The organism is Streptomyces sp. NPDC005070, assembly GCF_053600395.1.
Window position 1 is genome coordinate 1 of the sequence record NZ_JBSFZS010000168.1, and the last position, 12,481, is coordinate 12,481.

10 protein-coding genes and 1 pseudogene are annotated in these 12,481 nt (G+C 70.5%); 3 read left to right on the top strand and 8 right to left on the bottom strand.

The genetic code is table 11. The features are described from left to right. Window positions 1-165: 165 nt before the first annotated feature. Entirely contained in the window at window positions 166-1,128 is a 963-nt protein-coding gene (locus ACWEBX_RS33740) for a LysR family transcriptional regulator (RefSeq protein WP_451888573.1), read from the bottom strand. A gap of 62 nt (window positions 1,129-1,190) precedes the next feature. On the opposite strand from ACWEBX_RS33740, the gene ACWEBX_RS33745 reads away from it, so the two are divergent. After that, window positions 1,191-2,492, top strand: a complete 1,302-nt coding sequence (locus ACWEBX_RS33745; protein WP_451888574.1) for an MFS transporter — start codon at window positions 1,191-1,193, stop codon at window positions 2,490-2,492. Window positions 2,493-2,635: 143 nt separating this feature from the next. Beyond that, on the top strand, window positions 2,636-3,700 hold the full coding sequence (locus tag ACWEBX_RS33750) for a sigma-70 family RNA polymerase sigma factor (protein ID WP_451888575.1): 1,065 nt from the start codon (window positions 2,636-2,638) through the stop codon (window positions 3,698-3,700). Window positions 3,701-3,739: 39 nt separating this feature from the next. Here ACWEBX_RS33750 and ACWEBX_RS33755 read toward each other — a convergent pair. Then, window positions 3,740-3,979 (bottom strand): annotated as a pseudogene (locus ACWEBX_RS33755) (STAS domain-containing protein); the annotation flags it as partial. Between the two features lie 134 nt (window positions 3,980-4,113). Here ACWEBX_RS33755 and ACWEBX_RS33760 point away from each other — a divergent pair. Further along, entirely contained in the window at window positions 4,114-5,034 is a 921-nt protein-coding gene (locus tag ACWEBX_RS33760) for an AEC family transporter (protein ID WP_451888576.1), read from the top strand. A 56-nt stretch (window positions 5,035-5,090) separates the two neighbouring features. Here the strand turns inward: ACWEBX_RS33760 and ACWEBX_RS33765 are convergent, their stop codons facing one another. From ACWEBX_RS33765 to ACWEBX_RS33790, 6 genes are all read right to left on the bottom strand, one after another. Further along, window positions 5,091-6,374, bottom strand: a complete 1,284-nt coding sequence (locus tag ACWEBX_RS33765; protein ID WP_451888577.1) for a thymidine phosphorylase — start codon at window positions 6,372-6,374, stop codon at window positions 5,091-5,093. 65 nt (window positions 6,375-6,439) lie between these two features. After that, window positions 6,440-6,853 (bottom strand): cytidine deaminase, encoded by a 414-nt coding sequence (locus ACWEBX_RS33770; protein ID WP_451888578.1) that lies wholly within the window; start codon window positions 6,851-6,853, stop codon window positions 6,440-6,442. Continuing rightward, window positions 6,850-8,115 (bottom strand): ABC transporter permease, encoded by a 1,266-nt coding sequence (locus tag ACWEBX_RS33775; protein ID WP_451888579.1) that lies wholly within the window; start codon window positions 8,113-8,115, stop codon window positions 6,850-6,852. Before ACWEBX_RS33775 ends, ACWEBX_RS33770 begins: the two co-directional genes overlap by 4 nt. Further along, entirely contained in the window at window positions 8,112-9,236 is a 1,125-nt protein-coding gene (locus ACWEBX_RS33780) for an ABC transporter permease (protein ID WP_451888580.1), read from the bottom strand. Before ACWEBX_RS33780 ends, ACWEBX_RS33775 begins: the two co-directional genes overlap by 4 nt. Continuing rightward, entirely contained in the window at window positions 9,236-10,882 is a 1,647-nt protein-coding gene (locus ACWEBX_RS33785) for an ABC transporter ATP-binding protein (RefSeq protein ID WP_451888581.1), read from the bottom strand. The genes ACWEBX_RS33780 and ACWEBX_RS33785 overlap by 1 nt, the downstream gene beginning before the upstream one ends. Window positions 10,883-11,170: 288 nt before the next feature. Continuing rightward, a complete protein-coding gene (locus ACWEBX_RS33790) occupies window positions 11,171-12,223 on the bottom strand; it encodes a BMP family lipoprotein (RefSeq protein WP_451888582.1) in 1,053 nt (350 codons plus the stop codon). Window positions 12,224-12,481 lie beyond the last annotated feature (258 nt).

Below are 12,481 nucleotides of genomic sequence, written 5' to 3' on the forward strand. Positions count from 1 at the left end.
GATGTACTTGGGCTTTCGGCCGGTGCGGCGAGAGGGCGTGCCGGGAGTCGCGACGGGGCGAACGTTGCCTGTCGCGGCACTAGCGTCCCGAACCGGGGCGCCGGGCGGCCCAGTCGGGCACCTGGCCGACCGGCAGCTCAGTCGGGCACCGTGCCGCCCGGCGGCTCAGTCGGGCAGCAGGTGGCCGCGGCGGGAGAGCAGGAACTTCTTGAAGGCGGCCACCGGCGGGGTGTCCGGGTGGCCGTCCAGCCAGGCGACGCCGATCTCGCGCACCGCGCGCGGTGCGGTGACCGTGAGTTCGACGACTCCCGGACGGGGGACGGCCGGTGGCGGCAGCAGGGCAACGCCGAGGCCGGCGGCGACGAGGCCGCGGAGCGTCTCCGCCTCCTCCCCCTCGAAGGCGATGCGCGGCCGGAACCCCGCCTCCTGGCACAGGTCGTCGGCGATGCGGCGCATCCCGTAACCGGGTTCCAGGGTCACGAACGTCTCGTCGGCCGCCTCGGCGAGCCGGATGCGCCGGCGCGAGGCGAGCGGATGGTCGGCCGGCACGACCAGGCGGAGCTTCTGCTCGTCGAGCCGGCGGCCCACCAGATCGGGCGCGTCCGGCACGGGCGAGGTCAGGCACAGGTCCAGTTCGCCCGACCGCAGCCGCTCCAGCATGGCCTCCCCGTAGTTCTGCACGAGGCTGAAGCGGACGCCCGGATGGTCGGCGCGGAACGCGCGGATCAGCCCCGGCACCGTCTCCGAGCCCATCGTGTGCAGAAAGCCGAAGGCGACCTTGCCGGTGGCCGGGTCGGCGTCCGCGCGCACCTCCTCGGCGGCGCGCTCGACCTCGGCGAGGGCCCGTTCCACGGAGGAGAGGAAGGTGCGGCCGGCCGGGGTCAGCGACACCGTGCGGCCATGGCGCGCGAACAGGTCGACGCCCAGGTCCTGTTCGAGTCTGACCAAGGCCCGGGACAGCGTCGACTGCGGGACGCCCATCTGCTCCGCGGCCCGGGTGACGTGCTCGGTGCGGGCGACGCCGGCGAAGTACGCCAGGCGCGGGGCGAGCAGTCTCGCGAGGTGCGCACTGTCTTCTGTGTCACTGAACGGTGACAGGTGAGCCTGTGACCTCTGCTGATGCGCCATGGGAACGATTATGTCGATTCCATGCATTGGACGGATGAACGGCGGCTCCTTAGGTTCGAGGTATGCCTTCCGCCAGTACCGGGGCGCCCGTCACCACGGGCGCCGCCGCCTCCGCTCACACCGCCGTCTCCCTCCCCACCGCCTCCGCCGACTCCCGCATGGCCCCCGGTGGGCCCGGCTACCGCCGGATGAGCTTCGCGCTCTTCCTCGCGGGCGTCGCGACCTTCGCTCTCCTGTACTCCACCCAGGCCCTGCTGCCGCTGCTCTCCTCGGACTTCGGGGTGAGCGCGAGCGAGGCGAGCTGGACGGTGTCGGCCGCGACGGGCGGGCTCGCGCTGTTCGTCCTGCCGATGAGTGCGCTGTCGGAGCGGTTCGGACGGCGTACGCTGATGACGGCGTCCCTGGCGGTGGCGGTCGCCGTGGGCCTCCTGGTCCCCTTCGCGCCGTCGATCGGCACGCTGGTGGTCCTGCGTGCGGTTCAGGGCGCGGCACTCGCGGGACTCCCGGCGTCGGCGACGGCGTATCTGGCGGAGGAGGTCCGCCCCAAGGCGCTGATCACCGCGATCGGCCTGTTCGTCGCGGGCAACAGCGTCGGCGGGATGAGCGGCCGGGTCATCACCGGCTGGGTGGCGCAGGAATGGGGCTGGCGGGTGGCCGTCGGCACGATCGGGCTGATCGCCGTGGTCTGCGCGGTGGCCTTCCGGCTGCTGCTTCCGGCGCCGCGGCACTTCACGCGGGGTTCGCTGCGGCCCCGGGTGCTGGCCCGCACGGTGCGCGACCACCTCGCCAACCCGCTGCTGTGCCGGCTGTACGCGATCGGCGCGCTGTTCATGATGGTGTTCGGCGGGGTCTACACGGTCATCGGCTACCGCCTCGGCGAGGCGCCGTTCTCGCTCCCGCAGGGCATCGTCGGCTCGGTCTTCCTGGTCTATCTCGTCGGTACGGTGTCGGCGTCGACGGCGGGCCGGCTGGCCGGCCGGCTCGGCCGCCGAGGCTCCCTGTACGTGGCGGGCGCCACCACGACCGCGGGGCTGCTCCTCTCCCTGGCCGGCTCCCTGGTGATGGTGCTGCTCGGCCTGGTCCTGATCACCGCGGGCTTCTTCGCGGGCCACGCGGTGGCGTCGTCGTCGGTGAGTCACACCGCGAAGGCGGGACGGGCACAGGCGTCGGCCCTCTACCAGTCCGCGTACTACATCGGCTCCAGCGCGGGCAGCACGCTGGGCGCGGTCGCCTTCCACGCGGGGGGCTGGGCGGGCACGGTGACCATGGGGCTGTTCGCGGTGCTGGGCGTCGTCACGATCACCCTGTTCGGCTCCCGCGCGGCCCGTACCGCCGCGCGCCGCGTGCCCGCGCCGGCCCACTGAGGGCCTCGGCCCGCCTGCCGTAACACCCCCTGTGACCTGCCGTTCTCCCCACTCCGCACGCCATTGTCAGTGGGCTGCGGTAGCTTCCGAAGTGCCGGCGCGATGACGCGCGAATCGGAAACGGCCACAGGGGTGGGTTGGCGATGAGCGAGGGTACGGCGACGACGGACCTGGACGTCCGGCTGGAGCAGCACCGGGTCGAGCTGACGGGGTACTGCTACCGCATGCTCGGTTCGTCCTTCGAGGCCGAGGACGCGGTGCAGGACACGATGGTCCGGGCCTGGCGCGGCTACGCCACGTTCGAGGGCCGCTCCTCGATGCGGTCCTGGCTGTACCGGATCGCGACGAACGTGTGCCTGGACATGCTCAACGCGGGCAACAGGAGAGCTCGTCCGATGGATCTCACGGGCCCCTCGCCGCTGGCGCAGGCCGCGCTCACCCCCCGCCCGGACAACACCTGGCTGGAGCCGATGCCCGACGGCCGCGTGCTGCCGACGACCAGCGATCCGGCGGAGGCCGCGGTGGCCAAGGAATCGGTGCGGCTGGCGTTCATGGCGGCCCTGCAGCAGCTTCCGCCCAAGCAGCGAGCGGTGCTCATCCTGCGCGAGGTCCTCGCGTGGCGGGCGAGCGAGGTCGCCGAGCTGCTCGGCACGAGCGTCGCCTCGGTCAACAGCGCCCTCCAGCGGGCCCGCGCCACCCTCGCGGAGAACGACGGAGCGGGCGCGGACGCCGCGACCTCCGACCCGCTCGACGAGGAGCAGCAGAAGCTCCTGGAGCGCTATGTGGCGGCCTTCGAGGGGTACGACATGAGGGCGCTGACGGCGCTCCTGCACGAGGACGCGGTCATGACGATGCCGCCGTTCGACCTGTGGCTGCGGGGCACGGACGACATCACCGGCTTCATGACGACGCTGGGCGCCGCCTGCGCCGACTCGCGCCTGATCCCGGTGGAGGTCAACGGCCTGCCGGGCTTCGCGCAGTACAAGCCGGACGAGGAGGCGGGCGGCCACACCCCCTGGTCGGTGCAGGTGCTGGAGATCTCAAAGGGCCGCATCTCCGGGTTCCACTTCTTCCTGGACACGGCCCGCTGGTTCCCCCTCTTCGGACTCCCCCTCCATCTCGACGGTCCCGAGGCTCCCGGGCCGCGGGGCGAGGCCGGATCCACGGCTGTCGGTGGTCTCGAAGCGGAGGCCGACGAGGTCGAGTAGGGCGCGCAGTGCCGGGTCCGGGCCGTGCAGGCGGATCCGGCCTCCCGCCCTGCGGGCCGCCAGTTCCATGCGGGCCAGCACGTCGACGGTGGTGAGGCCGGGCGGCCCGAGGCCTGCGACGTCGCAGACCACGACCCCGCAGCCGCTCGCCCCCAGGAGCGCCCGGACAGCCTCGCAGAGCCGGGGCACCTCGTCCCGGGTGACGAGTCCTGGCAGCACGAGCACGGCCGGTTTCGCGGAGTCCACGGTCAGTAGACCGCCCGGCGCCCGTGAACTCATCGCGGGCGGCGCGGAAGATCACATTGACCCGCGTCGGCTCCGCCCCCTTGGGTTGGGTGCATGCCCCATGAATCGGTTCCGCCCGCGATACGCGACGGCCTGCCGGCCTGCTCCCCGCCCACCCGGGGGGCCTTGTGCGAGGAGTGCTGACGGGCTTCGCGGTCATCGCCGTCGTCATCGGCGTCGGGTACGTCATCGGGCGGCGGGGCCACCTCGGGGACAACGGGCGGGAGACGCTGACGAAGCTCGCCTTCCATGTGGCCTCGCCCGCGCTGCTGTTCACGACGCTCGCGGGGGCGGACCTGTCGGTCGTCTTCTCCAGCCGGCTCCTGGTCACGGCGATGAGCACGGCCGCGGCGGCCGGGGTGTTCGTCGCGGTGGGGGCCGTACGGCGCTGGGGCCTGGGCCGGACGACGATCGGCGCGCTCTGCTCCAGTTACGTCAACTCCGGCAACCTCGGTATCCCGATCGCCGTGTACGTGCTGGGTGACGCCTCGCTGGTGGCGCCCGTGCTGCTGTTCCAGCAGATCATGGTCACGCCGATCGCCCTGACCGTCCTCGATCTGTCAGGGGCGGGTGAGAAGGGCCCCCTGTGGCGGCGGCTGCTGACACCGCTGCGCAATCCCATCGCGGTCGGCTCGCTGAGCGGGGTCGCGGTCTCGGCGGCCGGGCTGAGCGTGCCGGGTCCGATCCTGGAACCGCTCCGGCTGATCGGCGGCATGTCGGTGCCCGCGGTGCTGCTGGCGTTCGGGATCTCGCTGTGCGGCAGCGCCCTGCCGGGCCGGGGCTCGGACCGGGGCCCGGTGCTGCTGTCGGTGGCGCTGAAGGCGGTGGGGCAGCCGCTGGCCGCCTGGGCACTCGCCGTCGGCGTGTTCGGCCTGCGCGGCGCGCCGCTGCTCGACGTCGTGGTGACCTCGGCCCTGCCGGCCGCGCAGAACCTCTTCACGTACGCCTCGCGCTATGGGGTCGGCGAGTCCCTGGCCCGCGAGTCGATCCTGCTCTCGACGATCCTGGCCGTGCCGGTGCTCGTGGTGATCGCGGCCGCACTCGGATGAAACGGCGACGGGGACCGGCGCGCGAGCGCCGGTCCCCGTCCTGGGCCTCGTGAGGGTCAGGCGATCCGGTCCAGCACGATCGGGGTGGCCTTGAAGTCGGTGCCGGCCGCGCCGATGTCGTACGAGCCCTCGACGGCCTGGAGCGCGTAGTCGAAGCGGTCCGGGGTGTCCGTGTGGAGGGTCAGCAGGGGCTGGCCCGCGGTCACCGTGTCGCCCGGCTTGGCGTGCAGCTCGACACCCGCGCCGGCCTGCACCGGGTCCTCCTTGCGGGCGCGTCCGGCACCCAGGCGCCAGGCGGCGATCCCGATGTCGTACGCGTCGAGGCGGGTCAGTACGCCGGAGGCCGGGGCGGTCACGACGTGCTGCTCGCGGGCGACGGGCAGCGTGGCGTCCGGGTCTCCGCCCTGGGCGGCGATCATGCGGCGCCACACGTCCATCGCGGAGCCGTCGGCGAGCGCCTTCGCCGGGTCGGCGTCCTTGATCCCGGCCGCGTCGAGCATCTCGCGCGCCAGGGCGACGGTGAGCTCGATGACGTCGGCGGGGCCGCCGCCGGCGAGGACCTCGACGGACTCGCGGACCTCCAGGGCGTTGCCGGCGGTCAGGCCGAGCGGCGTGGACATGTCGGTGAGGAGCGCGACCGTCCTCACGCCGTGGTCGGTACCGAGGCCCACCATCGTGGAGGCCAGCTCGCGGGCGTCCTCGATGGTCTTCATGAAGGCGCCGGTGCCGACCTTCACGTCGAGAACCAGCGAGCCGGTGCCCTCGGCGATCTTCTTGGACATGATGGAGGAGGCGATGAGCGGGATGGCCTCGACCGTGCCGGTGACGTCGCGGAGCGCGTAGAGCTTCTTGTCGGCGGGGGCGAGGCCGTCGCCGGCCGCGCAGATGACCGCGCCGGTGGTGTCGAGGACGTGCAGCATCTCCTCGTTGGAGAGCAGCGCGCGCCAGCCCGGGATGGACTCCAGCTTGTCCAGGGTGCCGCCGGTGTGGCCGAGGCCGCGTCCGGAGAGCTGGGGCACCGCGGCACCGCAGGCGGCGACGAGCGGGGCCAGCGGAAGGGTGATCTTGTCGCCGACGCCGCCGGTGGAGTGCTTGTCGGCGGTCGGCCGGGACAGGGAGGAGAACTCCATGCGCTCGCCCGAGGCGATCATCGCGGCCGTCCAGCGGGCGATCTCACGGCGGTTCATGCCGTTGAGCAGGATCGCCATGTTGAGTGCGGCCATCTGGTAGTCGGCGACCTCGCCGCGGGTGTACGCGTCGATGACCCAGTCGATCTGCGCGTCACTGAGTTCGGCGCGGTCCCGCTTGGTGCGGATGACGGAGACGGCGTCCATGGCCATGGCGTTCCTTCCGAAAGATGAGCGGCCCCTCCCCGGCGTCAGCCGGCCGGAGGGGCCGCGGGGCATTACTTGGTGAGATGGGCCGGCCCGAAGGCCTGCGGCAGCATCTCGGACAGGGGCACGAGCCCGCGCGGTGTCTCCACGATCAGTTCGTCCCCGCCGAACTCGAACAGGAGCTGGCGGCAGCGTCCGCACGGGACGAGGATCTCGCCCCGCCCGTCGACACACGTGAAGTGCGTCAGCCGGCCGCCTCCGGTGGCCCGCAGTTCGGAGACCAGACCGCACTCGGCGCACAGGCCGAGGCCGTAGGAGGCGTTCTCGACGTTGCAGCCGGAGACGATCCGGCCGTCGTCGACGCGAGCGGCGGCGCCGACCGGGAAGTCCGAGTAGGGGGCGTACGCACGGGTCATCGCCGTACGGGCCACCTCCCGCAGCTCCTCCCAGTCGACGTCCGCGGAGTCCGCGCCGGCGGCCGTCACTTCCCCTGTCCCTTCCGGTACGGCAGGCCGTCCGCCTTCGGCATGCGCAGGCGCTGCGCCGACAGGGACAGGACGAGGAGGGTGATGACGTACGGCGTGGCGGAGACGATCTGGCTGGGCACCTCGTTGGTCATGGCGTACCAGAGGAAGACGAGGACGCCGATGACCAGGGTGATGACGGCCGAGACGTACTTCTTCTTGACCCCGAGCCAGATCGCGCCGATCACGAGCAGGATGGAGCCGAGCAGCAGCAGGGCGTGGACGTTCTCGGAGCCGCCACGCAGGTTGAGGCTGTCGGTGTAGCCGAACAGTCCGGCGCCGAGGGCGAGGCCGCCGGGCATCCAGTTGCCGAAGATCATCGCCGCGAGACCGATGTAGCCGCGGCCGGCGGTCTGGCCCTCCAGGTAGAAGGGGTTGGCGACGATGGAGAGGAAGACTCCGCCGAGGCCGGCCAGTCCGCCGGAGATGATCACGGCGATGTACTTGTACTTGTAGACGTTCACGCCGAGCGACTCGGCCGCGATCGGGTTCTCGCCGCAGGACCGCAGGCGCAGACCGAACGAGGTGCGCCACAGGACCCACCAGGTGCCGGGGATCAGCGCGATGGCGATCAGGGTCAGCCAGGAGACGTCGGTGACCAGACCGCCGAGCAGGCCCGCGATGTCCGAGATGAAGAACCAGCCCTTGGAGTTCAGGGTGCTGAGCCAGTCGGAGAGCCCTGGCACGGTGAACTGGCCGAGCGAGTCGACCGGCGGGGACTGCTTGGCCGAGCCGCCCTGGACGCCCACGAAGGCGATCGGCGACAGGTAGCGGGTGACGCCGAGGGCCAGGATGTTGATGGCCACACCGGAGACGATGTGGTTGACGTTGAAGGTGACCGTGATGATCGCGTGCAGCAGGCCGCCGAGGGCGCCGCCGATGATGCCGACCAGGACACCGGTCCACGGGCCCCACTGGTAACCGGCCCAGGCGCCGAACCAGGTGCCGAGGATCATCATGCCTTCGAGGCCGATGTTGACGACGCCGGAGCGCTCGGCCCACAGACCGCCGAGACCGGCCAGGCCGATCGGGACGGCCAGTTCGAGCGCGGTCGACATCTGGCTGACGTTGGTGATGCCGTCAGCGCCGGTGATGATGCGGACGATCGAGGTCAGCGCCAGGGCGCCCGCGATCACCAGCAGGAGGACGGGGAGCGACATCCGGCGGCTCTTGGGAGCCGCGGGCTGCAGCGTGGGCTGGTTGACGTCGGCTGCGGTGGTCATCGTCCCGCCACCTCCTTCTCGGTGTTGTCGTTTCCGCCGAGGACGTTGCCCGCGGCGAGTTCGGCGCCGACGCGGCGCTGCTGACGGCGCAGACCCCACTCGCGCACGGCCTCGTACGAGACGACGACCGAGATCACGATCAGGCCCTGCATGATGACCGCGATCTCCTTGTCGTACCCGTGGAAGTCGAGTTCGGGCGAGGCCTTCTCGAGCCAGGCCCACAGCAGGGCCGCGAAGGCGATGCCGACGGGGCTGTTGCGGCCGAGCAGCGCGATACCGATACCCAGGAAGCCGATGCCGGTCGGGAAGTTCAGGCTGTACGTGTGGGTGTCGCCGAGCAGGATCGGCAGACCCGCGAGACCGGCGATGCCGCCGGAGAGCAGCATCGCGGTGAGCACCATGCGCTTGGGGTCGACACCACTGGCCGCGGCGGCCGACTCGGAGGCGCCGGAGGCGCGCAGGTCGAAGCCGAAGCGGGTGCGGTTCAGCACGATCCAGTAGCCGATGCCGAGGACCACGGCGAGGATGACCAGGCCGTAGATCTCGCCCGCGTCGCCCATGCTGAAGCCGGGGATCCAGCCGGACTTGTGCATCTCGCCGGTGGTGTTGTTGTTGCCGAGCTTGACGCCGAAGACGTCGGGCAGCCACAGGTAGGCGATGACGGAGGTCGCGATCGCGTTGAGCATGATCGTCGCGACGACCTCGCTGACCCCGCGGGTGACCTTGAGGACACCGGCGATGCCGGCCCAGAAGGCGCCGGTGCAGATGGCGGTCAGCATCAGCAGCGGGACCTGGAGCGCGGCCGGCAGCGCGACGTGCGCGCCGACGATCGCGGCCATCATGGCGGCGAGCTGGTACTGGCCGTCGACACCGATGTTGAACAGGTTCATCCGGAAGCCGACGGCCACCGCCAGCGCCGCGATGTAGTACAGCGAGGCCTGGTTGATGATCAGGACCTGGATGTCGGAGTACGTAGCCTGCTCGAACATGATCGTGTACGGCTCGATCGGGTTCTTGCCCGAGGCGAGCAGCACGATCGAGGTGAGCGCCACGGCGACGACGAGCGCGATGACCGGCCCGGCCACTCCGAGGAGGATGCGCTCCTTGTCGAACTTCTTCATCAGCGGGCCTCGTCTTCCGGGGCGTCCGCCGGGTTCTCGGCGGGCTCTTCGAGCTCGGCCGCTTCGGCGAGCTCCTCGTTCTCCAGGTGTCCGGAGGCGGCACCGGTCATGGCCGAGCCGAGCTCCTCCGGGGTGATGGTGGCCGGGTCCGCGTCCGCGACCAGCTTGCCGTTGTAGATCACCCGGAGCGTGTCGGACAGGCCGATGAGCTCGTCCAGGTCCGCGGAGATCAGCAGGACGGCGAGTCCTTCGCGGCGCGCCGCGCGGATCTGGTCCCAGATCTGCGCCTGCGCGCCGACGTCCACACCACGGGTGGGGTGGGCGGCGATCAGGAACTTCGGCTTGTGGCTCATCTCGCGGCCGACGATCAGCTTCTGCTGGTTGCCGCCGGACAGGGAGGCCGCGGTGACGTCGATGCCGGGGGTGCGCACGTCGTATTCCTCGACGATGCGGCGGGTGTCCTGCTGGGCGCCCTTGATGTCGATCCAGACACCCTTGGCGTTGGGCTTCTCGGTGACGTGGCCGAGGATGCGGTTCTCCCAGAGGGGGGCTTCCAGGAGGAGGCCGTGGCGGTGCCGGTCCTCGGGGATGTAGCCGATGCCGTTCTCGCGGCGCTTGCGCGTGGACATCCCCGTGATGTCCTCGCCCGCGAAGCGGATGACACCGGAGTCGGCGGCCTTCAGGCCGATCAGCGCGTCGATGAGCTCGGTCTGGCCGTTGCCCTCGACACCCGCGATGCCCATGACCTCACCGGCGTGGATGGTGAAGGAGACATGGTCGAGCACGAGGCGTACGGCGCCGCGCTCCACCTCGTCCATGAGCAGGGCGGCGGAGCCCTTGCCCATCGACACCGAGCCCTTGGCGAAGACGACCAGGTCGTCGACCTCGATCACGGCCTGGTCGGTGACCGTCGACTCGGAGGTCTCCGGCGTCGGCAGTTCGCTGCCGACCATCAGCTCGGCGAGCTGACGCGGGGTCGTCTCCGAGGGCACGGCGGTGCCGACCGTCGTGCCGCGCCGGATGACCGTGATGTCGTCGGCGACCGAGAGCACCTCGCCCAGCTTGTGCGAGATGAAGATGACCGACAGCCCCTCGGCCTTGAGCTCGCGCAGGTTGTCGAACAGCGCGTCGACCTCCTGCGGCACGAGGACGGCGGTCGGCTCGTCGAGGATCAGGATGCGGGCGCCGCGGTAGAGGACCTTGAGGATCTCCACGCGCTGCCGTTCGGCGACGCCGAGCTCCTCGACCAGGACGTCGGGGCGGACCCCGAGGCCGTAGCGGTCGGAGATCTCCACGATCTTGCGGCGGGCCTTGGCGCCGATCCCGTACAGCTTCTCGCTGCCGAGGGTGACGTTCTCCAGGACGGTGAGGTTGTCGGCCAGCATGAAGTGCTGGTGGACCATGCCGATGCCGCGGGCGATGGCGTCGCCCGGCGACGAGAAGGTGACCTGTTCGCCGTTGACGGCGATGGTGCCCTCGTCCGGCTTCTGCATGCCGTAGAGAATCTTCATCAGCGTCGACTTGCCGGCGCCGTTCTCGCCGACGAGGGCGTGCACGGTGCCCTTGCTGACGCTGAGGTGGATGTCGTGGTTGGCCACGACGCCAGGGAATCGCTTCGTGATCCCGGCGAGTTCGACGGCGGTCACCTGACCGTTGACCGCGTCGGCCGGAGGGCTGCTGGACGCGTTGATGGCGCACTCTCCTGAGGGAAAGGGGGTCGTCTACGCGCGTAGCGCCCCTACGGCAACGAAAGGGGCTACAGGCCGCGAGAACGGGATACGTGGAGCAAGACTCCTCGTATCCCGTTGAGCGGACGTAACCCCGCGGTTACCAAGCGGCTCCGGGGCAGAACAGGCGCCTCCCTGTGCCGGCCGGCACGAAGACTTGCCCGAACTTCCCCGGGACCGCATTGGCTGCTCCTGAGGTACTTCTCGTCAGCTGGTCTTGACCTTGATCGCACCGCTGATGATCTTCTCCTGGGCGGCCTTGACGGCGTCCTGGATCGCGGTGTTGCTCTTGAAGGCCGGGTTGGAGTCGGCGAGGCCGACCTCACCGGACTTCAGATCGCCCCGAACGATACCGCTCTCGGGCTTGCCGTCCTCGACCGACTTCGCCAGGTTGTAGACCGCCTTGGCGACATCCTTGGTCGCGGAAGTCAGGATCGAGTCCTTGTACTGGGCCAGCGCCTCCTGGAGGTACTGGTCCGAGTCGACGCCGATCGCCAGAACCTTCTTGGCGGAGGCGGCCTCGATGACACCCTGACCGGACAGACCGGCCGCGGCGTAGACGACGTCGGCCTTCTTCTCGATCTGGCCCTCGGCGGCCGTCTTGCCCTTGTCGGGGCTGGAGAAGCCACCCTCCTGGGCGGTCTGCGTCAGGTACTGCGAGAGGACCTTGACGCCCGGCTTGGTGTCCTTGACGCCCTGCTCGAAGCCCGCCTCGAACTTGTGGATCAGCGGAACGTCCACGCCGCCCACGAAGCCGACGGTGTTGGTCTTGGTGGCCTTGGCGGCGGTGACGCCGGCCAGGTAGGAGGCCTCCTGCTCGGAGAAGACCAGGTCCGCGACGTTCTTCGCCGTGACGGTGGAGTCGTCGACGATGCCGAAGGTGGTGTTCGGGAACTTCTCCGCGGCGGCCTTGACGGCCGGGCCGTAGGCGTAACCGATGCCGATGACCGGGTTGTAGCCCTGCTTGGCCAGGGAGACCAGGCGCTGGGTCTTGTCCGCGTCCGTCTCACCGTCGGTGGGCTCGACGTCGGCGGTGGCGTACTTGAACTCGCTCTTCGCCTGCTTCAGACCCTCGAACGCAGCGTCGTTGAAGGACTGGTCGCCCTTGCCGCCGACGTCGTACGCGATGGCGAGGCCCTTGTGACCGCCCTTGGAGTCCGAGGAGGACGAGGAGGTCGAGGTGCCGCCACAGGCGGACAGAGCGAGGGCGAGAGAGGCGGTCGCAGTGCCTGCGAGCGCGATGCGGGTAACCCGGCGCATTACATGTGCTCCTGTCGTTCAGCGCCTGACGGTTCAGCTTCGGCGCTGGCTTCGCCGCAGATTAACGCGCGTAGACCAACTAGAAAACCCCTTCTGTCCACCTTGTTATCCGGCTGTGCTCGACGCCACTTGCCCAGGGGCCCCGCACCTGCCGATCGCGAAGGGAAAAGAACGGAGGAGGACGGTGAGGACGGACAGCGGAACGGGCGGGGGCCCGGTGGGGCCCCCCCGTGCCCCGGTCGTAGATATAATTATCCC